We start from the raw sequence: 22,225 nt of genomic DNA, 5'->3' as shown, positions 1-22,225 counted from the left end.
CGCCCGTACCTCGGTCTCGGCTGGACGAGGAAGGCCGTCCGCCTCACACTCGACACCGACGCGGAAGGGGGCGAGCGTCTCAGGGGCGCTCAGGGAAGTTCTCATGAGGCGGGATGGCACCCGGATCCTCGGCTGACGGGGCCTGCGGAGGTGTCCGAAGGGTGAGGAGGCGGCTGATCGTCTGCTGGGCGGTGGCTTCGCGCTGTTCGGCGGCCTGGGCGCGGTGTTCGGCCCGTTCCAGCGCCTGCCGCAGAGCCTTCAGCCGGGTGTCGGCCACCGCGATCGCGGTCTGTGCCTGGTCGCGCTGGGCCTGGGTTCGCCGCAGGTCCGCACGTTCGGTGGCGAGCTCCTCCTCCAGGCGGGTGAGCTGCGCGGTGAGTTCCTCGCGTACGCGGCCGGTCTCGGCGCGGGCCGCCTCGGCTTCCCGGTGGGCCTTCTCGCGGGCGCGCTCGGCGCGCTCGGCGCGACCGGTGGTGGTGTTCAGGTCGGTACGCGCCTGATCGAGGTCGGCGGTGCGGTCGGCCAGGGCGTTTTCCAGGGTGGCGGTCTGCCGGTCGTGTTCCGCGGCCACGGTGGCGTTGTGGCGGCGTTCGGCGTCCAGGACCCCCTGCAGGGCGTCGCGCTCGGAGGTGATCCGCCGGACCGCGCGCTCGGCGGCGGCGGCACGCTCGGCGGCCGCGGTGGCGTCCTGCTGGGCGCGGGCCCGGGCGGATTCGTGCTCGCCGGCCGTACGCCAGGCCGCGCGTTCGGACTCCTCGGCGCGCTGTTGCGCCGCGGCTGCCTTCTCCACGGCCTTCTCACCTGCGGCGATGGCGGCCTCGGCGCTGTCGTGGGCGGCGGCGGCGCGCCGGTCGGCGGCGGTGACGCGTTCGGTGGCGCGCTGCTCGGCGGCCGCCGCGGCGGCGCGGGCCTCTTCGGCGGCCTGTTCGGCGGCGTCGATCTGGGTGAGCGCGCCGGTGGTCGCGGCGGTCAGCGCTTCGGTGAAGGCGGCCAGCTGGGCGCTCCACTGCTCACCCGCGCTCAGCAGATCGCCGTTCAGCGCGCCGGTGCGGCGCAGGGCTTCGACGACCACCGGGGTGTGGGCGGCGGTGCGGGCACGGTGCGCGGCGGCGCGGCAGGCGTCTCCGCAGTACAGGGCCGGACGGCCGCTGCGACGGCCACCGCGGCCCAGCGGCTCGAGCCGGTTGGCACACCCCGAACGGGCGCACACACGCCCCGTATCGGCATCGTCCAGACTCGCATCGTGGGCCCGATCGGTCTCGGTCGCGTGGGAGGAGTCGTCGCTCACCCGCAAAGGGTACACCGTACCGTTTGCAAACGATCATCTTTTCATTCGTTCGAAACGAAATTAGAAATGATGGCGGGATCCGCCGCTACGAGGCACGGGGATTCCCTGCCGCTGAACACTGGCCATGACTCAGCGTAACTGACATAACGCGACGTCTCCGGGAAGGCGGGACGAAGGGATCGGTGAAGGTCCGGGGGTGTCGTCCGGTTTCGGGTGGGCTCACAGGCCGACGCCTCGCATGGCGTTGTCGCGCCAGCGGTCGACGGCGCGGATGTAGCGCAGGACGACCGGGGAGGCGGGGGCCCAGCGGCCGTGTTTGGCGATGACGGAGACGGGGACGCCCGCGGCGTAGGCGACGGTGGCGCCGCCGGCGCGCAGGCTGTGCGCGGTGAAGGTGTCCGCGCCGGGGACGGCGGCGCGGACGGCGAGGTCGCGGACGATGACGTTGACGGCGTCGGCGCCGAGGCGGGGGCCGAGGTTGCCGTGGCGGTCGATGCGGCGCAGCAGCCGCCCGGAGGTCTCTCCCGCCTCGGTGAGCACGGTGATCCAGTCGCTCCAGACGGCGACGGGGTCGGTCAGGGGGTGGCTGCCACGCGGGATGGCGACGGTCTCGCCGCGGCTGTCCTTGTCGGTTTTGGAGGTGCGGATGGTGACCTCCAACCCGTCGGGGACCTGCCGGACGTCGTCGCAGGTCAGGGCGACGAGCTCGGAGCGGCGGCCCATCAGGGCCAGGCCCAGCACCAGCAGGAGCCGGTCGCGCAGGCCGGTGCGGGTGTTCAGGTCGCAGGCGCTGACCATGGCGCGCAGCGCGTCGATGCCTACCGGTGGGGCTTCGCGCTGGCCGCGGGTGCCGGCCTCGGCGCGGGCGCGTTTGTAGGCGCGCAGTCCCAGGCGGGCGGCGTCGGTGAAAGGCTGGTTGTGGTGGCCGGCCAGGCGGTGCATGGTGCGCACGCAGGCGATGGCCTGCTCGATGCTGGCGGGAGCCCGATCGGCCGCGCACAGCGTCTCGACGTATTCGGCCAGCGTGTTGCCGGTGGCGGGCATCTCGACCCGGCCGTGCTCGATGCACCAGGTGGAGAAAGCGGTCCATTGGCGTTCATACGCACGCCGGGTGTTGGGAGGGACACCGTCGGCGATGCGAGCCCGGGCCTCTTCGCTGAGCACGTGGTCCGCCGCGGTGTACCGCCTTCCGTCGGCGGTCGTGATGGCGCTCTCCGGCCCCCGCTCCCCCACTCGGACGACCTGCCCGGTGAGCGGTTTCTCGCGATGTCCGTCATCCGTCACTCGGCAGCCTCCAAAGGCCTCGTTTCGAGGGGGTCGCCCTGACCCGCGATAAGTGATGTTATCGCGGGTCAGCCCGAACGCGCACCGTCCTTAGGTTTTCATTTTTGCGCGTACGAAAATCAAACGTTCGCGAACGGTACGTTGATAATCTCATTGAGTGATCGATGGCCCTTCCGGCACGCTTGAGCATCCCGTGAACCTCGACATGAGTAGCGACACCTCCGATACCGGACGGATGTGCGCCCGTTCTGGGTGCGTCAACCGGCTGGAGCCTTCCAGCCATAGTGGCCGCCGCAGTGGCCGTCCGGCGCTGCATTGCGGGGACGCCTGCCGCGCCGCCGCGCACCGCGCCCGCACCGCCGCCCACACACCGCTGGTCACCGAAGCACTACGGCGAACTGGTGCGTTGAGCGGCGATCTGCTGAGCGCGGGCGAGCAGTGGACGACTCAGCTGGCCGCCTTCACCGAGGCACTGACCGCGGCCACCACCGGTGCGCTCACTCAGATCGACGCTGCCGAACAGGCCGCGGAAGAGGCCCGGGCCGCCGCCGCGGCCGCCGAACAGCGCGCCACTGAACACATCGCCGCAGCCGAACGGCGCGTCGCTGCCGCCCAAGACAAGGCCGAGGCTGCGATCGCCGCAGGTGAGAAGGCCGTCCAGCAGGCCGCTGCGGCGCAACAACGTGCCGAGGAGTCCGAACGGGCGGCCTGGCGCGCGGCCGGTGAGCACGAATCCGAACGCGCTCGCGCCCAGCAGGACGCCACGGCAGCTGCCGAACGCGTCGCCACCGCTGAGCGCACAGTCCGGCGGACCACCTCTGAGCGCGACGCCTTACAGGGAGTCCTGGACGCCGAACGCCGACAAGCCACCGCCGCAGCCGCCGAACACGATCGGCAGACCACCACGTTGAAATCAGCGCTGGCCGAGCAGGCCACCACTCTTGATCAAGCGCGTACCGACCTGAAAGCCGTTGGTAGCCGCGCCGAACGCGCTGAGGTCGCCCGTGAGCAGGCGTACCAGGAAGCTGAGGCGGCGCGCGCCGAGACCGGCCGGGTCCGTGAGGAACTCACCGCCCAAGCTCAGGCTCTGCAGCAGATCCGTGACCAACGCGACGAGGCCCGGACCGCCGCCGCGGTGGCCACCGCCCAATTAGGGACCTTGCAGCAGGCGTTGGAGCAGGCCGACCACCGCGCCCAGGCCGCCGAACAACGCGAAGCCGCCGCGCAGCAGACAATCAGCCAGCTCCTCGTTAGCCAGGCCAGCGAAGCCCATCCACCACAGCAGAGCCAGACAACGACCTGAACCGCCCCGGTTTTTATGGACGCTCTGATGTACCTCAAAGGGACAACTTTGCACCCACCCAGTGTGGTTCATCCGAAGGCTGAGGCGGATGCCTTCCGGCGTCCGCTACGGCTCGATCTGCTGCGACAGGCCGGCCTGCACGTCGAGGGCTCGGCTGAGTGCCATCCCGGTGATCTGCAGTGGCCGGGCCAGCGACCATGCGTGCTCCTCGTTGGGCACCACCAGGCCGAGCGCGGCGACTACGCGTCCGGCTACCCGCACCGGCACGGAGATCCCGGTGGCGTTCGGGCGGATGTGGCCCGGGGAGAAGGCGAACCCGTTCTGGCGTACCTCTGCGAGGGCCGTGCGCAGGGTCCGCTGGTCGGTGATCGTGTGCGGGGTGTACGGCTGCAACGGCCCGCGCAGCACCCGGTTCCTGAGGTCGGCGGGAGCGTGCGCCAGCAGGACCAGGCCCGCCGATGAGGCGTGCAGCGGCAGTCGCCCGCCGATCTGGGTGACGGTGACGACCGCGCCCGGCGCGATGAGGCGTTCGATGAACAGCACCTCCTCGCCGTCGAGGATGCCGAGTTGCGCGGAGTGGCCGACCACGCTGTGCAGATCGCTCATGAACTGCATGGCGGTCTCCCGTAGCGTGCGTACCGGTGAGGCCCGCTGGGCGAGTTCCCACAGCCGGTTGCCGATCCGCACCCGGCGCTGCTCGTCTCGGGCCAGGAGCCCATGCCGGGTCAGCTCCTCGACCAGGCGGACGGTGGTGGCCAGCGGCAGCGCGGCCCTGCGGCTGATCTGGCTCACCGTCAGCATCGGCTCTTGAGGGCTGAACGCCTCAAGGATGCGCACGGCGCGCGTCAGTACCGACTCACCGCTGGACGATCTGGCCATGCTTTCCATCATCGCTGGTCAGGGTCCTTTTGGCGCGCCGTCGTCCATTGAATGGATGTGCGGTGGAAGGGCGCCCGTAACAGGCTCATCATCGGCTGCTAACCCACCCCCCGAAAGGCCGGTTAGATGCGCACTCATCCTGAGGTGTCGCGCGCTCGTATGGACGAGGCCCCGATGTCGCGCCTGCAATGGTCGGCGATCGCCGTGTGCGTCCTGCTGAACGTGCTGGACGGCTTCGATGTCCTGGTCATGTCCTTCACCGCCGCCACCGTGTCGGCCGAGTGGTCCCTGTCGGGCTCGCAACTGGGCCTGCTGCTCAGCGCGGGACTGGCCGGGATGGCGCTGGGATCGCTGTTCCTGGCGCCGCTGGCCGACCGGATCGGACGGCGCGCGCTGATCCTGGCCTGCCTGGTGGTGGCCGCCTCCGGAATGCTGCTGTCGGCCATCAGCCAGAACGCCGTTCAACTGGGGTTGTTGCGTGTCCTCACCGGTATCGGCATCGGCGGCATCCTGGCCAGCAGCAACGTCATCGCCGCCGAGTACGCCAACCGGCGCTGGCGCGGCTTGGCCGTCAGTCTCAATTCCACCGGGTACGCCGTCGGCGCCACGGTGGGCGGCGTCGTCGCGGTGGCGTTGCAGGACTCGTCGGGGTGGCGGTCGGTGTTCGCCTTCGGGGGCATCGCCACCGCTCTGCTCATCGGCGTGGTGCTGTGGCGGTTGCCCGAGTCGCTGGATTTCCTGCTCACCCAGCGCTCGCCGCGCGCGCTCGACCGGCTCAACAGCCTGCTGACCAGGATGGGGCGGCCCCGGCTGGAATCGATGCCCGAGCACCCGTCCGCCGCCGAGCCGGCGCCCCGCATCCAGCAGATCCTCTCCCGGGCCCAGCGTCGCAACACTTTGCTGGTGTGGGCGGGTTTCTTCGCCGTGATGTTCGGCTTCTACTTCGTCACGAGCTGGACCCCCAAACTGCTGGTGGAGGCCGGGATGTCGGCCACCCAAGGCATCACCGGCGGGTTGTTGCTCAATCTCGGCGGCATCTTCGGCACCACGCTGCTGGGCCTGCTGGCCGCTCGTTTCGCGCTCAGGCGCGTACTTCTGGGCTACGCGCTCGCCACGGCGGCGCTGCTGGCGGTATTCGTGCCCGCCATCTCGGTGTACGCCCTGGTGCTCACGCTGGGCGTACTGATCGGGTTGTTCATCAACGGCTGCGTCGCCGGCCTGTACGCCCTGACCCCGTCCATCTACCCGCCGCAGGTGCGCGCGACCGGCGTCGGCTGGGGCATCGGCGTCGGCAGGATCGGCGCGATCGTGTCTCCGCTGGTGGCGGGGTGGTTGCTCGACGCCGGTTGGGGAGCCGGGCAGCTCTACCTGCTGGTGGCCGTGGTCCTGGCCGTCGGCGGGCTGGTCGTGTACGCCTTCCGCATCCCGTCCGAGGAGAACCGATGACCTCACTGGACCTGAGAGTCGCAACGAAGACGCAGGTGGCCGACGGTGTCGTGGCACTGACCCTGGAGCACCGGTCCGGCGGTCGGCTTCCGGACTGGACGCCCGGCGCGCACGTCGACCTCATCCTGCCCAATGGGCTGACCCGCCAGTACTCGCTGTGCGGCGACCGCTGGGATCCGCGCACCTATCGGATCGGCGTGCTTCGTGAGCCGGAGGGCCGGGGCGGATCGGCCTACGTCCACGACGTACTGGCCGAGGGAGAGACGGTCGCGATCGGCGGGCCGCGCAACAACTTTCCCCTCGTCCCGTCCGAGCGGTACCTGTTCGTCGCCGGCGGCATCGGCATCACGCCGTTACTCCCCATGATCTACCAGGCGGAGCTGCTGAACACGGACTGGCATCTGCTGTATGGAGGGCGGACCCGGGCGTCGATGGCTTTCGCCGACGAGCTGGCCCGCTACGGCGACAGGGTCACCCTCGCCCCGCAGGACGAACGCGGCCTGCTCGGCCTGCCCGAGCGGCCCGCGCCCGGCACCAGGGTCTACTGTTGCGGCCCTGTCGGGCTGCTGGAGGCGGTGGAGCGGCGGGCGGCGCACTGGCCCGCCGGATCACTGCGCACCGAACGGTTCACGGCCAAGAACGTGGGCGCGCCCGCCCGCGACGAGCCGTTCGAGGTCGAACTGCGCCGCTCGGGACTGTCGGTGACGGTCGCTCCCGGCCAGTCCGTCCTGCAAGCGATCAACGACGCCGGAGTCGGTGTGCTGTCCTCATGCCGGCAAGGCCTGTGCGGCACCTGCGAGACCGGCGTGCTGGAGGGGGTGCCGGATCACCGGGACGCACTGCTGGAGGACGCCGAACGAGCGGCCGGGGACTGCATGTTCGTCTGTGTCTCCCGATCCCGTTCCGACCGCCTCGTCCTCGATCTGTGAAGGATCCCGCCATGACCGCCCTGCCGGTGCTCGACGCCGACCCGTTCGCCCATGACGTGCTGGAAGATCCCGTGCCGCTGCACGCCGCCTTGCTGGCCGCCGGCCCTGTGGTCCACCTGCCCCGATACGACGTCTACGCTCTCGCCCGTCACGAGCATGTGCACGCCGCGCTGACCGACTGGCAGAACTTTCCCTCCGGGGCCGGAGTGGGACTGAGTAATTTCCGCCACGAGAAGCCATGGCGTCCGCCCAGCCTGCTGCTGGAGGCCGATCCGCCCCGGCATGATGCCCCGCGCACCGTCTTGACCAGGATTCTTGGTCCGCGGGCGCTGCGCAGATTGCGCGAGCGATGGTTCGCCGAGGCCGAGAGCCTGGTGGAGAAGGTACTGGCCGAGCGGGAATTCGACGCGGTCACGGCGCTCGCCGAGGCGTTCCCGCTGCGGGTGTTCCCTGACGTGGTCGGCATTCCCCGCGAGGGCCGGGAGAACCTCCTGCCCTATGGCGACCACCTCTTCAACGCCTTCGGCCCGGCCAACGACCTGGTGGCCAAGGGCGATCCCCGCGTGGGCGAGTTGACGGCCTGGGTCAACGCCCAATGCCGGCGCGAGGTGCTGGCCGGCGGCGGTTTCGGTGCGCAGATATGGGCGGCGGCCGACCACGGTGACATCACCCACGCGCAGGCGCCGCTGGTGGTGCGCTCCCTGCTGTCTGCTGGGGTCGACACCACCGTCCACGGCCTGGCGGCCGTGCTGTACGCCTTCGCCACCCACCCTGACCAGTGGCGGCGGCTACGTGAGGATCCGAGCCTGGCGCGAGTGGCGTTCGACGAGGCCGTGCGCTGGCAGTCGCCCGTGCAGACCTTCTTTCGCACCGCCGACCGCGACGTCCGGATCGGCGACGCGGTCATCCCCGAGGGCAGGAAGATCTTGATGTTCCTCGCGGCGGCCAACCGCGATCCGCGCCGCTGGGACGACCCCGACGTCTTCGACCTGTCCCGCGATCCTTCTGGGCACGTCGGATTCGGGATGGGCCTGCACCAGTGTGTCGGCCAGCACGTCGCCCGGCTGGAGGCCGAGGCACTGCTGGCCGCGCTGGCCCACAGGGTCGAGCGCTTCGAGATCACCGTCTCGCCCCGACGTCATCACAACAACACCTTGCGCGCCTGGCGCTCGCTGCCGGTACGCGTACACCTTGCGTGAGCAGGCCTCACGATCTCGATCCGGCTGCGGCGACTGATTTCCCACGGAGCCGGGTGAGCGGGCGGTCCGGGACGTATCCATGGGACGGGTCACGAACAGAACGACGTGCAGCTCATTCCCTGCCCCTCAGACGGGTCTCCGCCGCCGTCCACGCACGGGCGTCGCCGCCTGGCTCATATCGCACAAGGTGTTGGGTGTCGCGGACCAGGGCCCGTAGGTCCGGCAGGCCGGGGCCGGTCACACCCGCGGCGCGGGCTTGGATGAGCACGTTGCCCAGCGCGGTGGCCTCCACCGGTCCGGCCACCACCGGTAGGCCGCAGGCGTCGGCGGTCAACTGGCACAGCAGCGCGTTGCGAGCGCCGCCGCCGACGATGTGCACGGTGTCGACGTGCCTGCCGGACAGTTCCTGGGCCTGCCGTACGGCGCGACGGTGGGCCAGGGCGAGGCTTTCGAGGATGCAGCGCACCGTGGCAGCCGGGGTCCGCGGCACGGGCTGGCCGGTGGCGTGGCAGAGGGCCGCGATGCGGGCGGGCATGTCGCCGGGCGGCAGGAAGAGCGGGTCGTCCAGGTCGACCAGGGATGTGAACGCCGGCTGCTCGGCTGCCCGGCGCAGCAGGCCGGGCAGGTCTGTTTCGCCCCAGGAACGCAGCGCCTCCTGCAGCGGCCACAGCCCCATGACGTTGCGCAGGTAGCGGATGGTGCCGTCGACGCCGACCTCGTTGGTGAAGTTGGCCCGTCGGCTCGCCTCGCTCAGCACCGGCCGGTCCAGCTCGACACCGACCAGGGACCAGGTACCGCAAGAGATGTAGGCGAAGTGCTCCGCGGAGGCGGGCACCGCTACGACGGCCGAGGCGGTGTCGTGTGAGGCGACGGCCACCACCTGCGGACTACCGGGCACATCGACCCCGGGCAGCACCGGGCCGATCCGGGTGCCGGGCTCGCGCAGCGGCGCGAACAGCTCCGGCCTGATGCCCGCTTCGACCATCAGGTCGAAGGCCCAGGCGCGGTGGCGCAGGTCGTACAGCTGGGTGGTGGAGGCGTTGGTGACCTCCGCACCGATCTCGCCGGTGAGCCAGTAGGTGAGCAGGTCGGGGATGAGCAGCAGCCGGTGTGCCATCTCGTACTGGGGCGTGCCCGTGGCGGCGGCTACCTGGTAGAGGGTGTTGAAGGGCAGGTGCTGCAAGCCCGTGGTGGCGTACAAGCGTTCGGCGCCGAGCCGTTCGGCCACCTGGTCGGCGACGCCGTCGGTGCGGGCGTCGCGGTAGTGCACCGGGTTGCCCAGCAGCGAGCCGGAGAGGTCCAGCAGCCCGTAGTCGACCGCCCAGGAGTCGACGCCGATGCCGGTGACCGGTCCGGCCGCGCGCAGTCCCCGCAGCACGCCCGCGTACAGCGCCAGGATGTCCCAGTGCAGGGTGGCGCCTACGCGGACTGGCTCGTTGGCGAAGCGGTGCGCCTGGGTCAGATCGAGTCGGCCGGAGCTGAGGCGGCCGACCATGACGCGTCCGCTGGAGGCGCCGAGGTCGACGGCCGCGACGGCGAGGTCGCCGCCGGCCGTGCGGGAGGGGAGCGTTGGGGGCGCCGCTGTCATCGTAGGAACGCCGCGGCGACGCCGGCGTCGACCGGGATGTGCAGGCCGGTGGTGTGCGACAGCTCCCCGCCTGTCAGCACGAACACGGCGTTCGCCACATGCTCTGGCAACACCTCCTTCTTGAGCAGGGTGCGCTGAGCGTAGAAGGCGCCGAGTTCCTCCTCGGGCACGCCGTACACGGCCGCGCGCCGAGCTCCCCAGCCGCCGGCGAAGATCCCGGAACCGCGGACCACACCGTCGGGGTTGACGCCGTTGACGCGGATACCGTGCTCACCGAGCTCGGCGGCGAGCAGCCGCACTTGGTGGGCCTGGTCGGCCTTGGCGGCACCGTAGGCGACGTTGTTCGGACCGGCGAACAGCGAGTTCTTGCTGGAGATGTAGACGATGTCACCCCCCATACCTTGGGCGACCATCACCCTGGCCGTCTCGCGGGAGACCAGGAACGAGCCCTTCGCCATGACGTCGTGCTGGAGGTCCCAGTCGGACTCATCGGTCTCCAGCAGCGGCTTGGAGACCGACAGCCCGGCGTTGTTGACCACCAGGTCCACCCCGCCGAACGCCAGCACCGACGCCCGCACCGCCCGCGCCACCGCGCCCGCATCGGTCACATCGGCTGTGACGGCGAGCGCCGTGTCTGTGCCGCCGAGCTCGGCGGCGACCCTCGCCGCGGCCTCGGCGTCGCGATCGGCCACCACGACGCACGCGCCCTCGGCGGCCAGCCGGTGGGCGATCGCCCGCCCGATGCCGGACCCGCCGCCGGTGACGAGAGCGATCCGGGTGGCCAGCGCCTTGGACTTGGGCATGCGCTGGAGCTTGGCCTCCTCCAGCGCCCAGTACTCGATCCGGAACTTCTCCCCCTCGTCGATCGGCGCGTACGCCGAGACGGCCTCGGCGCCGCGCATCACGTTGATGGCGTTGACGTAGAACTCGCCCGCCACCCGGGCGGTCTGCTTGGTGGCGCCGAAGCTGAACATGCCCACACCGGGTACCAGGACGATCGCCGGGTCGGCGCCGCGCATCGCGGGGCTGCCGGGTACGGCGTGCCGCTCGTAGTAGGCGCGGTAGTCCTCGCGGTAGGCGGCGTGCAGTTCCTTGAGGCGGGCGATCACGTCCTCCAGTGGCGCGGTGGGCGGCAGGTCCACCACCATCGGCCGGATCTTGGTGCGCAGGAAGTGGTCGGGACAGGAGGTGCCGAGCGCGGCCAGCCGGGGGTGCTCGGCGCGGGAGAGGAAGTCCAGGACGACGTCGGTGTCGGTGTGGTGGCCGACCTGCGGCCGGTCGGTTGAGGCCAGGCCGCGCAGGACCGGGAAGAGGGCGGCGGCCCGCTCCCTGCGCTCGTCTTGGGCCAGGGGCTCGTGAACGACAGGACCGAACGGCTCGGGCCGGCCGTGCTCGGCGATGTACCGCGCCGCGGTTTCGATGATCTCCAGGGAGTTGCGCTCGCACTCCTGGCTGCTCATACCCCAGGCGGTGATGCCGTGGCCGCCGAGGATGATCCCGATGGCCCGCGGGTTGGCCCGGTGGACGGCGGCGATGTCTAGGCCAAGCTGGAAACCGGGGCGCCGCCAGGGCACCCAGACGACCCGCTCGCCGAAGATCTCCTTGGTCAGCGCGGGACCGTCGGCGGCGGTGGCGACGGCGATGCCGGAGTCGGGGTGCAGGTGGTCGACGTGCGCGGCTTCCACCAGGCCGTGCATGGCGGTGTCGATGCTGGGCGCGGCCCCGCCGCGGCCGTGCAGGCAGTAGTCGAACGCGGCGACCATTTCGTCCTCGCGTTCCACCCCGGGATAGACGTCCGCGAGGGCGCGCAACCGGTCCAGGCGCACCACGGCCAGCCCGTCCTCGGTCAGGGTGCCCAGGTCGCCGCCGGAGCCCTTGACCCAGAGCAGTTCTGCCGAGGTCCCGGTGACGGGATCGATGGTCTCACTCTTGGCGGAGGTGTTGCCGCCGGCGTAGTTGGTGTTTCGGGGGTCGGCGCCGAGCCGGTTGCTACGGGCCAGCAGATCGTGCACTGCGGGATTGGTCATGATGATCTTCCTGAGAGAGGTGCCGGTGAGATGGGCGGGTTCGGAGTTCAGGCGCCCCAGCCAGCCTGCTGTCCGCCGGCACGTTCCGCGGAGATCTTCTCGAGGTACCCGGAGCGGGCGTAGGCGGCGATCGGGTCGGGGTCCAGGCCGAGATCGACGCGCAGGTCGGCCAGCAGTGGCCGCACGTCGGTGTTGTAGGCGTCCATCAGGACGGCGTTGGCGCCGAGCACGTCACCCGAGTGCTGGGCGGCGGCGAGCGAGTCGCGGTCCACCAGCAGGGCCTTGGCGGTGGCCTCCTGGACGTTCATCACCGAACGGATGATCGCGGGGATCTTCGGCTCGATGTTGTGGCACTGGTCCAGCATGAACGCGATGCCGTACTCCGGCCGCAGCGCGTCAGCCCGCACGATCTCGTACATGATCCGAAACAGCTGGAACGGGTCGGCCGCGCCGACCATGAGGTCATCGTCGGCGTAGAAGCGGGAGTTGAAGTCGAAGGCGCCGAGCTTTCCCTGCCGCAGCAGGAACGCCACGATGAACTCGATGTTGGTGCCCGGCGCGTGATGGCCGGTGTCGATGACGACCTGGGCCTTGGGTCCCAATTCCAGGCAGTGGGCGTAGGCGGTGCCCCAGTCCGGCACATCGGTGGTGTAGAAGGCCGGTTCGAAGAGCTTGTACTCCAGGAGCATCCGCTGGTCGGCGCCGAGACGGTCGTAGACCTCGCGCAGCGCCTCGGCCAGCCGGTCCTGGCGGGCGTGGATGTCGTCTTGGCCGGGGTAGTTGGTGCCGTCGGAGAACCACAGTTTCAGGTCCCGCGAGCCGGTGGCGTCCATGATGTCGACGCATTCGAGCAGGTGATCGGTGGCCTTGCGGCGCACGCGCGGGTCGGGGTTGGTCACCGAGCCCAGCTTGTAGTCGTCGTCTTGAAAGACGTTGGAGTTGATCGCTCCCAGCGCGATCCCCTGGTCGGCGGCGTGGGCGGCCAGGGCGGCGTAGTCATCCACCTTGTCCCAGGGGATGTGCAACGCCACAGTAGGAGCCACACTGGTGAGCCGGTGCACAAGGGCCGCGTCGGAGATCTTCTCGTACGGGTCACGGGGGACGCCCTGCTGGGAGAACACCTTGAAGCGGGTCCCGGAGTTGGCGTACGCCCATGACGGTGTCTCGATGTGCTGTGCTCGCAGCGCTCGCTTGACGTCGTCGGTGCTCGTCTGGTCCCTCTGGATCATGATGGTGGCTCCGTTCTTCGGGCGGTCATGTGGATAAAACGTTTTAATCTTGTGGAAACTCATGCTGACGCCGCTGTCCCGTCCTGAGCCTGCCAGTGGGTGTCATCGGGAAACTCCAGGCCGTGCCCCAGCGGGAAGACAGGATCCTGGGTGTCACCAGGGACGTCGGACCTGCTGTGACGCACCGCCTCCATCGACCGGGGCAGTTCGACGGGGAGCCTGCCACGAGGTACGCGACGGCCGAAGACGACGTCCAGCAGGGCCTCATCACAGGCGCCGAAACTCCCCAGCAGCGCGGCCGCGGCCTCGGCGATCTCCGACAGGACGGCCGGACGCTCCAGGTGGACGTCGACGACGATCGGTACCCGGCCGGCCAGGTCCCGCAGCCGGCCGATCACGGCGTCGGGGAAGGCCAGGCTTCCCGCGTGGAAGAACGACTCGAACGCGCCGGGCCGCGGTTCGTACGGCGCGGCGAGCCGGACGAGCGCGACCTCCGCGTCATCAGGGGTGGCGACCACTTCGCCGTAGGCCGCGGCCGTTCGGCCGTCGAGACCCTCGCAGTAGATCCTCGCTCCCGCGCGCAGCGGCAGCGCGCCGTTCTTCAAAACGGTGACGGCCTCGCTCTGCGCCCGCAGCCCGGCATTCCGGAACTCCGATCGGCCGACGACCTCCTCGGCTTCGTCCGGGTCCACGAACCGCCGGTCGAACAGGCCCAGCGTGAACTTCTCCCGGAGCAGGCGGCGCACGGAGCCATCGACGCGCCTTTCGGTGACGGAGCCGTCGCCGACCAGTTCGACGACGAGTTCCGGGCAGCGCTCCCCGCCGAACTGGTCGACGCCCGCCTCCAGTGCCCGTCGCGCCCGACCCGCCGGGGTGAGGTGTTCCACCCCCCAGGCGCGCGCGGGCATCGGCTCGCCGCGAAACGACCCGTCGGTCAGCACACCCCAGTCGGTGCACACCACACCGTCGAAGCCGTACCGCTCCCGCAGCAGCCCGGTGATCACCCCCTTGTTGAAGGCGAAGGCGACCTCCTCGTACGGCGTGCCGACAGGTACGCCGTACGAGGGCATGACCTGGGTGGCGCCCGCCGCGAGGGCCGCCTCGAAGGGGGCGAGGTGGTACTCGAAACGGCCGCCGGGGTAGACCTGCTCGCGCCCGTGGGGGAAGTGCGGGTCCTCGCCGTTCTTCTGCGGCCCGCCGCCCGGGAAGTGCTTGACCATGCACGACACACTCCGCGGGCCGAGAGCATCGCCGCGCAGTCCCCGGATGTAGGCCCGCGCCAGGCGGGAGACCATGGTGGCGTCCGTACCGAAGGTGCCGCTCACGCGGGCCCAGCGCGGTTCGGTGGCCAGGTCGAGCTGCGGGTGCAGGGCCAGGCGGATGCCGACGGCGAGATACTCCCGGCGGACCGTGTCGGCGAACCGCTCGACCAGCGCCTCGTCGCCGATCGCGGCCAGGCCCAGCGGCTCGGGCCACCGGGAGAACGCCCCGGCCGCCGCGGCGATCCCGGGGGTGTCGGAGAAGGAGTGGCGGGGGTCGCTGGAGACGGTCACGGGGATGGCGAGCCGGGTGGCGAGCGCCTCCTGCTGGACGCGGTTGTGCCACTGGGCGATCTCGCGGGGCGAGCCGCCGCCGACGAGGTTGAAGTGGCTCATCAGCCGCTCGCCGACGCGGGTGGCGACCGGTTCGGGGAAGGTGTCGTCCAGCGTGGCCATGTCGTGAAAGAGCAGTCCCGCCTTCTCTCGCAGGGTCATCCGGGCGAGGAGGTCCTCGACGCGTTCGGTGACGGAACGGGACGAGTCCCGGTACGGCTCGGCGGCTGTCATGCCGGTGCTGTCTCCCTGTTCTTGCGTTCTTCCCGGCGTTCTCGGGGCCGTCTCAGGCGCCTTCGACGACCAGGTCCGCGGTGTCGTCCGGCCGCGGGCCCGGCGGGCCGAAGAAGGCGGGCCGCTCGGCGACCGGGTCGTCGTCGGCGTCGCGGAAGGCACACGCGAAGTGGTGGCGTCCCGCGCCGACCTCGATCTCCCCTCCGGGCTCGTCGGGCAGGACCACCGTGGCCGTCGCCCCCACGGGGACGAGGACCTCCAGGTCGAGTCGGCCGCCGGAGCGTTGCCAGCGCACCTGCGCCCTGCCGTAGGGGGTGCGGAGCGCGGCGCGCGCGTGGCGAAGACCCCCGCCGGGCAGCGGGCGCACCAGGATGCGCCGGTACCCAGGGGCTGCGGGGGCCAGGCCCGCGACGGTGCGGTGCAGCCAGTCGGCGACCGCGCCCAGCGCGTAGTGGTTGAAGGAGGTCATGTCGCCGGGGTTGACCGTGCCGTCGGGCAGCAGGCTGTCCCAGCGCTCCCAGACCGTCGTCGCCCCCATGGTGACGGGGTACAGCCATGAGGGGCACTCGCGCCGCATGAGCAGGTGGTAGGCGTCGTCGACGGCGCCGGCCGCGACCAGGGCGTCGCAGATGAGCGGGGTGCCGACGAAACCGGTACCGATGCGGTGGCCGCTCTCGCGCACGAGCTCGACCAGCCGCCGACCCGCGCGGGCACGGCGCCCGGCCCCGGCGATCAGATCGAACCGCAGAGCGAGCGCGTAGGCGGTCTGCGAGTCGCCGACCAGGCGCCCGGAGGGCGAGAGGTACTCGGCGTCGAAAGCGGCGCGCACGCGGTCGGCGAGGTCGCCGTAGCGGCGGTGGTCCTTCTCCTCGCCCAGCAGCGAGGCCGTCTCCGACAGCAGGCGCGCCGAGTGCGCTAGGTAGGCGGTGGCGACGAGGAAACGGTCGGTACGGGTCTCGAAGGGACGCTCCGCGGGGGCGGCGGGGTCGAGCCAGTCACCGAGCTGGAAGCCGGTGTTCCACAGGTGGTCATCGCCGGCGCGTTCGGCACATTGGTCGACCCAGGCCCTCATGCTGGGGTACTGCCCGCGCAGCAGTTCCAGGTCGCCGTAGCGCTCGTACAGCGTCCAGGGCACGACGACGGCCGCGTCACCCCAAGCGGCGACGGGTTCGGCCGGGAACGACAGCGGGACCCACGGCACGTAGACCGGGACCGTGCCGAGCTCGGCCTGTTCGGCCGCCAGGTCGGCCAGCCAGGAGGTCAGCATTCCCGCGCAGCCGTACAGGAAGGCGGCGGTGGGGGCGAAGACCTGGATGTCGCCGGTCCAGCCCAGGCGCTCGTCGCGCTGCGGGCAGTCGGTGGGGATGTCGACGAAGTTGCCGCGCATGCTCCACAGCACGTTCTCGTGCAGCCGGTCCAGGGTCTCGTCGGAGCTTTCGAACCAGCCGGTCCGCTCCATGTCGGTGTGGCAGACGACCGCGCGCACGTCGGCCGGGCCGATCTCGCCCGGCCAGCCGTCGACCTCGGCGTAGCGGAAGCCGTGGACGGTGAAGCGCGGCTCCCACTCCTCGACGCCGCCCCCGCGCAGGGTGTAGGTGTCGACGCAGGAGGCGGCGCGCAGCGGGCGCACGCACAGCTCACCGTCTTCCAGCACCTCGGCGTGGCGCAGGGTGACGGTACGGCCGGCCTCGCCGCGGACCCGGATGCGCAGCCGTCCGGCGATGTTCTGCCCGAAGTCGAGGATCGTCCTGCCGGAGGGTGAGGTGAGGACCCTCACCGGGGCCCGGTGCTCGATGCGGCGCACGGCGGGACCGGTCGGCGCCGTCAGCAGGGCGGGATCGTGCGGCACGACGCGGGCCGCCTGCCAGTCCGAGTCGTCGAAGCCGGGTGAGGACCAGCCGCGCTGCTCCAGCCGGGCGTCGTGGCGTTCGCCCTCGTACAGGCTCGCGGCGGTGACGGGACCCGGCGCGCAGCGCCAGTCTTCGTCGGTGACCACCACGTCAACGGTGCCGTCGCTGTAGCGGATCTCCAGCTGGGCGACGAGCGCGGTGTGCTCGCCGTACACCCGGGTCCGGCCGCCCTCGAAGCCGACCTTGCCGCGGAACCAGCCATCGGCCAGGGTGGCGCCGACGGCGTTGCCGCCTTCGCGCAGCAGAGCGGTGACGTCGAAGGTCTGGTAGCGCAGCCGATGGGAGTAGCTGGTCCAGCCCGGTGCGAGCACGTCGTCGCCGACGCGCCAGCCGTTGAGCTCGACCTCGTACAGGCCATGGGCCGTGACATACAGGCGGGCCGCGGCCACCGGGGCGCGCACGGTGAACTCGCGCCGCAGCAGCGGCGCGGGGCCGTCCGGCGCGCCCAGCAGCTCCGGCGGCGGCGCGGTCGCGCCCGCCCGCCAGTCGGCCGTCTCCAGCAGGCCCGCCTCCACCCAGGACCAGGGGCTCCAGTCGCTGACCGAGCCGTCGCATCCGTGCACGCGCACCCGTGTCCCGCGCCGCTCGCGCGAGACCAGCTCCGTACCCGGCCAGCCGACCAGCACGGACTGCCCGGACTCGATCGGCCCGGTCGCGCTCCCGTCGTCGAGCTCGATCTCATAGGCCCGCTGAACCCAGCCGGGCAGGTCGGTGCGGACCGTCCACGACAGGCGCGGGGCGCTCTCGCCGATGCCCACGGGGTCTCGGTGGTGCTCGTAGCCGGGGGCGGTGACGTTCAGGAAGGACACGGACGTGGTGCTCCTCATGTTCAACCCTTGACCGCGCCGGCGGTCATGCCGGCCACGATCTTGCGGTTGAAGAAGACGAAGGCCAGCAGCGGCGGGATGGTGATCAGGACGATGTCCATGAACAGCAGATTCCACTGGGTGCTGTACTGGCTCTGGAAGTTGTAGAGGGTGACCTGCACGGTGGCGTTCTCGTCGCCGGGCAGGAAGTAGAGCGGGTTGACGAAGTCGTTGAAGACGGCCACCGACTGGGTGAGGACGACGGTGATCGTGACCGGCCGCAGCAGCGGGAAGATCACTTTGAAGAACAGGGTCAGGCCGCCGCAGCCGTCGATCATCGCGGCCTCGTCCAGCTCCCGGGGGATCGCCGCGATGAACGCGCGAAACAGCAGCACCGCGTACGACAGGCCGAAGGCGACCTCCACCAGGATCAATCCGGGCATCGTCTTGAACAGGCCGATCGCCTGCAGCAGCCAGATGGTCGGCACGATCGCGGGCGGGATGATCAGCCCGGACAGCACCAGGAAGTTGGCCAGCGTGCCGATCCTCCCGGCTCGCCGCTGCAGGACGTAGCCGGCCATCGCGGCGAACACCACGATCAGGGCCACCGACGCCACGGTGAGGATCGTGCTGTTGACGTAGGCGCGCAGCAGCACGTAGTCCCGTGCCGAGATCACCTCGATGAGGTTGGCCACGATCGGCCAGCTGGTGGGCCAGGAGAAGTCCAGGTCGGCGGCCTGCTTGCTGTCCTTGACGGCGGTCAGCAGCATGAATGAGAAGGGGACGAGGAAGACGACGGCGGCCACGACGAGCGCGGCCACCTCGGCGCCGGTCTTGCGCAGGCTTCTCATGGGGCGACCTGCCTTCTGCCCAGGAACCAGTTGAGCGGGATCACGATGGCGGTGACGACGACGAACAGCAGCACGTTGCCCGCGGTGGACAGGCCGAAGAAGCCGGCCTGGTACTGCTTGTAGATGATCGAGGCGATGACGTCGCTGGTGAAGCCGGGACCGCCGCGGGTCATCGTCCAGATCAGGTCGAACGAGCGTAGGCCGCCGATGAAGGAGAGGATGATCACCGAGTAGGTGGCCGGCCAGCTCAGCGGCAGCGTGATGTGCCGGAACCGGTGCCAGGCGCTGCCGCCGTCGACCGCGACCGCCTGGTAGTAGTCCTGCGGGATGGACAGGATCCCGGCGATGTAGATGACGGTGGCCAGGCCCACGCCCTTCCAGACGTCCACCAGCGCCACCGACAGCAGCGCGGTGCCCGCGTCGCCGAGCCAGTCCGGGCCGGAGATCCCGACCAGCGCCAGGACCTGGTTCACCAGCCCGGTGTCGGGGTTGAGCAGCACGCTGAAGGTGATGCCGACCGCGACCGTGGAGACCAGCACCGGGAAGAACACCACCGAGCGCAGGAACCCGCGCAGCCGCAGCTTGGAGGTGAGCAGCACCCCCAGGCCCAGCCCGAGCACGACCTTCAGGCCACTGGTCACCGCCGCGTAGACGACGGTATTACGAAAACCGACGCTCAGGTTCTGCTCGGCCAGGAAGTCCCGGAAGTTGTCCAGGCCCACGAACTCGCTGTCGAACAGCGTCCAGCGGGTGAGGGCGAAGTAGAAGGCCATCACCGTCGGAATGAGGAAGATCACGATGTAGACGACGGCGGCCGGCAGGTAGAGGGCGTAGGGGTAGGCGGGACCGGCCTTCCACCGGCGGTGGGCGTGGGCGCGCCGGGCCGGGCGGCCGGACCCCGCGCCGCGGGGTCCGGCCGCCCTGGTGTTCGGCCGTTGCCTGGTTACCACCCTTCGAGTCCCAGCTGCTTGGCCTGCTTCTCCACGTCCTTGTCGTACTGGGCGGCGCCCTCGGCGGCGGGGGTCAGTCCCGAGCCGACGGCGACGGTGATCTGCTCCAGGGAGGGCCCCTTCACCGGGGACAGGAACTCCAGGGCGGGCGTGCTGGCGTCCTTGTCGATGTAGGCCTGCAGGTCCTTGGCCGCCTGGATCGCATCGTCGGGGAGCTTGGCGCCCTCGATCCGGTACGGTCCGGCGGGCTTGACGACCTTGCCCACCGCCTCGGTGGCGGCGGGTGAGGCGACGAAGGCCAGGAACCTCTTGGCCGCGTCCAGGTGCTCGGTGCTCTTGGCGATGTAGATGCCCGGCGGCTCCCACAGGGTCGCGCCGTTCGTGGCCGCGTCGGCGCCCGGGACGGCGAAGAAGCCGATGTCGGTGGCGACCTGCGGGTTGTCCTTCAGCAGGGGCGGCAGCGTGGCGCTGAGCATCGGGTAGTGCGCCCCCTTGCCCTCCACCAGCATCTTCAGGCCCTGCTCGTTGGTGGCCGAGCCGAAGCCCTTGTTGGCATACCCCTTGGCGTGCACTTCGGCCAGGTGCTCGAAGCCCGCCAGGGCGGCCGGGGTGGTGGCGAACTTGGCCGTGCCCGCGGTGTAGTTCTGCGCGAAGTCCGGTACCGCGGCCTGGACGTTGTGGAAGTCGCCCAGCACGAACAGCTGCGAGGTCCAGGTGTCCTTGAAGGTGGTGATCACCGGGGTGATCCCGCCCGCCTTGATCTTCTCGTTGTTGGCCATGAACTCGGCCCAGGTCGTGGGCACCTTCAGGCCGAGCCTGTCGTAGACCGTGCGGTTGTACAGGATGCCGCCGCCCATGCCGGCGCCGGCCGGCACGCCGTAGACCTTGCCGGCCTGGCTGACCACCGGCAGGTAGTCCTTCTGGACGTTCTTGAGCACCGCGTCGCCGGTCAGGTCGACCATGCTCTGGGCGGGGTTGAGGGCCTGCAGCAGCGAGCCGGAGTTGTACCAGAACACATCCGCCATGTCGCCCGTGGAAAGCCGGGTCTTGACGATGTTGTCGCCCTCGGTACCCCCCGGCCGGGTCTCCAGCTCGATCTTGACGGAGGAGTCGGCCTTCATGAAGGCGTCGGCGAGCGCCGTGGCCCCGTCGAGGGTGAGCGGGTCCTTGTCGACGAGGAAGGACAGGGTGACCGGGCCGCCGTCGGCGGCGGGCTCGGAGCCCGAGCCGTTACCGCAGGCGGTCAGCAGGAGGGACGCTGAGATCAGCGCCAGTGATGCCTTGAGTTTCACTTCGTCTCCCTGGGGTTCTGCTAAGACTGGCCGGACGACCGCGGCGGTGAGGCTGTGCGCGTGAGCCGCCGAACCCCCGAACGCCCCCGGCGAGGGGCCCGTGCGGCATCCCGCGTGGCCCGACCGGTGGAACGTTTTAATCGGCTGCGAAAGCCCCTAGTCCAGCGCCGGATGTTTCCAGCAGGTTTCTCGGTGTGTGCACTGGATCGTGCACCCTGCAGAGCTCGGGCGGATAGGCCGCTATTCGCCAGTTAGTAGCACGAAATTCACCTCGGCTGGTGAGGTGGGGCCAGGTAGGGTGCGCCCATGCATAACGATCCGGTGGCGGAGGCAGAAGGGCTGCTCTACTTCACCGACGGCTCGCTCGCCTACGCCGGCCGGTACCTCCACCACGGCTTCTTCCACACCCACACCCACAGCTTCGTCGAGGTGGCGGTCGTCACCGGCGGCAGCGCCGTCCACCACACGACGACGGGCCGGGAGCCGCTGAGCCGCGGAGACGTCGTCCTGCTGCGGCCCGGCGCCTGGCACGGGTACGAGGAGTGCGACCGGCTGGAGCTGTACAACTGCTGCTTCAGCGCCGAGCTGCTGAACCGGGAGCTCGCCTGGATCAGGGAGGACGCGCTGCTGGGCTACCTGCTGTGGACCGGCCCGTACTCGATGGGCTGCAGGGGAACACTCTCCTTCAACCTCTCCGAGGACGCCCTGCAGGAGTGCCTGACCCACCTGGACGGGCTGGAGCGGCTGCACACGCGCCCGATCTCCCGCCACCGCGGCGACATCATCGGCCACCTGTCGGTGCTCCTGGGAAACCTCGCGCGCGCCGCCGCCCGGACCCGGGAGGGCGCCCAGGAGTCCGCCGGCCCCGCCCATCCGGCCGTCATGCGGGCGATGCGGCTGATGGAGGCCAGGGTGGCTCACGACTGGACGCTGACGGAGCTGGCCGAGCACCTGCACCTGACCCCGCGATACCTGGTACGCCTGTTCACGACCGCGACAGGGCTGCCGCCGATGGCGTACCTGGCCAGACAGCGGGCCGAGACCGCCGCGGCCCTGCTCCTGCTCGACGACAGGCCGATCGCCCAGATCGGCGAGCAGGTGGGCTGGGGAGACCCGAACTACTTCGCCAGGAGATTCAAGGCCCACTTCGGCATGAACCCCTCCGGCTACCGCAAGAGCTTCACCCACCGGTCCGTCACGCTGAGCGACGAACTCCGCCAGGAACTTCGGCCCGGGACACCCGGCGGGACCGCCTGACGGACGGCGCCCACCGGGATGACCTCCCGCAAAAGGGGGGGCGGGATGCCACCTGGCCATCCACCTGGCGAATGCGGTTATCCGACTTATCTATTTCCCAAATCTTCCCGCTTGTCGCAGAGTGATGAGAACCATAAGGGCGAACGGGCCCGGAGAAGCCT

General features: G+C 70.5%; 16 protein-coding genes. 5 read left to right on the top strand and 11 right to left on the bottom strand.

Annotated elements, in window-relative coordinates; translation table 11 throughout:
- Positions 1-79: 79 nt before the first annotated feature.
- Both ACTOQ3_RS26300 and ACTOQ3_RS26295 read right to left on the bottom strand, forming a co-directional pair.
- Positions 80-1,288 carry a hypothetical protein gene (locus ACTOQ3_RS26300; protein WP_440086026.1) on the bottom strand — a complete coding sequence of 403 codons (1,209 nt, stop codon included), beginning with the start codon at positions 1,286-1,288 and terminating at the stop codon, positions 80-82.
- 219 nt (positions 1,289-1,507) lie between these two features.
- Complete coding sequence (locus ACTOQ3_RS26295) at positions 1,508-2,572, bottom strand: tyrosine-type recombinase/integrase (protein WP_440086025.1); 1,065 nt, start codon at positions 2,570-2,572, stop codon at positions 1,508-1,510.
- 157 nt (positions 2,573-2,729) lie between these two features.
- On the opposite strand from ACTOQ3_RS26295, the gene ACTOQ3_RS26290 reads away from it, so the two are divergent.
- Positions 2,730-3,875: a hypothetical protein gene (locus ACTOQ3_RS26290; RefSeq protein ID WP_440086024.1), complete on the top strand. Its 1,146-nt coding sequence runs from the start codon at positions 2,730-2,732 to the stop codon at positions 3,873-3,875.
- A gap of 105 nt (positions 3,876-3,980) precedes the next feature.
- On the opposite strand, the gene ACTOQ3_RS26285 is transcribed toward ACTOQ3_RS26290, so the two are convergent.
- A complete protein-coding gene (locus ACTOQ3_RS26285) occupies positions 3,981-4,754 on the bottom strand; it encodes an IclR family transcriptional regulator (RefSeq protein ID WP_440086023.1) in 774 nt (257 codons plus the stop codon).
- Positions 4,755-4,928: 174 nt separating this feature from the next.
- On the opposite strand from ACTOQ3_RS26285, the gene ACTOQ3_RS26280 reads away from it, so the two are divergent.
- Genes ACTOQ3_RS26280 through ACTOQ3_RS26270 form a run of 3 tightly spaced genes read left to right on the top strand, consistent with a single transcriptional unit; the run spans position 4,929 to position 8,328 of the window.
- A complete protein-coding gene (locus tag ACTOQ3_RS26280) occupies positions 4,929-6,200 on the top strand; it encodes an MFS transporter (protein WP_440086022.1) in 1,272 nt (423 codons plus the stop codon).
- The gene (locus tag ACTOQ3_RS26275) at positions 6,197-7,129 is read left to right on the top strand and encodes a PDR/VanB family oxidoreductase (protein WP_440086021.1); all 933 of its coding nucleotides are present in this window, start codon (positions 6,197-6,199) and stop codon (positions 7,127-7,129) included. The genes ACTOQ3_RS26280 and ACTOQ3_RS26275 overlap by 4 nt, the downstream gene beginning before the upstream one ends.
- An 11-nt stretch (positions 7,130-7,140) precedes the next feature.
- Complete coding sequence (locus ACTOQ3_RS26270; protein WP_440086020.1) at positions 7,141-8,328, top strand: cytochrome P450; 1,188 nt, start codon at positions 7,141-7,143, stop codon at positions 8,326-8,328.
- A 112-nt stretch (positions 8,329-8,440) separates the two neighbouring features.
- Here ACTOQ3_RS26270 and ACTOQ3_RS26265 read toward each other — a convergent pair whose 3' ends face one another.
- Genes ACTOQ3_RS26265 through ACTOQ3_RS26230 form a run of 8 tightly spaced genes read right to left on the bottom strand, consistent with a single transcriptional unit; the run spans position 8,441 to position 20,807 of the window.
- On the bottom strand, positions 8,441-9,916 hold the full coding sequence (locus tag ACTOQ3_RS26265) for a rhamnulokinase (protein WP_440086019.1): 1,476 nt from the start codon (positions 9,914-9,916) through the stop codon (positions 8,441-8,443).
- Positions 9,913-11,943 carry a bifunctional aldolase/short-chain dehydrogenase gene (locus ACTOQ3_RS26260; protein ID WP_440086018.1) on the bottom strand — a complete coding sequence of 677 codons (2,031 nt, stop codon included), beginning with the start codon at positions 11,941-11,943 and terminating at the stop codon, positions 9,913-9,915. Before ACTOQ3_RS26260 ends, ACTOQ3_RS26265 begins: the two co-directional genes overlap by 4 nt.
- A gap of 47 nt (positions 11,944-11,990) precedes the next feature.
- The gene (gene rhaI / locus ACTOQ3_RS26255) at positions 11,991-13,172 is read right to left on the bottom strand and encodes an L-rhamnose isomerase (protein ID WP_440086017.1); all 1,182 of its coding nucleotides are present in this window, start codon (positions 13,170-13,172) and stop codon (positions 11,991-11,993) included.
- Positions 13,173-13,231: 59 nt separating this feature from the next.
- Entirely contained in the window at positions 13,232-14,998 is a 1,767-nt protein-coding gene (locus tag ACTOQ3_RS26250; protein ID WP_440086016.1) for a glycoside hydrolase family 3 protein, read from the bottom strand.
- A 52-nt stretch (positions 14,999-15,050) separates the two neighbouring features.
- Positions 15,051-17,735: a glycoside hydrolase family 78 protein gene (locus ACTOQ3_RS26245; protein WP_440086014.1), complete on the bottom strand. Its 2,685-nt coding sequence runs from the start codon at positions 17,733-17,735 to the stop codon at positions 15,051-15,053.
- 2 nt (positions 17,736-17,737) lie between these two features.
- On the bottom strand, positions 17,738-18,565 hold the full coding sequence (locus ACTOQ3_RS26240; RefSeq protein ID WP_440086013.1) for a carbohydrate ABC transporter permease: 828 nt from the start codon (positions 18,563-18,565) through the stop codon (positions 17,738-17,740).
- Entirely contained in the window at positions 18,562-19,515 is a 954-nt protein-coding gene (locus tag ACTOQ3_RS26235; protein ID WP_440086011.1) for a carbohydrate ABC transporter permease, read from the bottom strand. Before ACTOQ3_RS26235 ends, ACTOQ3_RS26240 begins: the two co-directional genes overlap by 4 nt.
- Positions 19,509-20,807: an ABC transporter substrate-binding protein gene (locus ACTOQ3_RS26230; RefSeq protein WP_440086010.1), complete on the bottom strand. Its 1,299-nt coding sequence runs from the start codon at positions 20,805-20,807 to the stop codon at positions 19,509-19,511. Before ACTOQ3_RS26230 ends, ACTOQ3_RS26235 begins: the two co-directional genes overlap by 7 nt.
- Positions 20,808-21,113: 306 nt before the next feature.
- On the opposite strand from ACTOQ3_RS26230, the gene ACTOQ3_RS26225 reads away from it, so the two are divergent.
- Positions 21,114-22,064, top strand: a complete 951-nt coding sequence (locus ACTOQ3_RS26225) for a helix-turn-helix domain-containing protein (protein WP_440086009.1) — start codon at positions 21,114-21,116, stop codon at positions 22,062-22,064.
- The last annotated feature ends 161 nt before the right edge of the window (positions 22,065-22,225 follow it).

It is taken from the genome of Streptosporangium sp. LJ11 (genome assembly GCF_051918945.1).
Classification (GTDB): Bacteria; Actinomycetota; Actinomycetes; order Streptosporangiales; family Streptosporangiaceae; genus Streptosporangium.
Note: the sequence above shows the minus strand (reverse complement) of the source record. Positions and strands in the feature narration are given on the sequence as shown.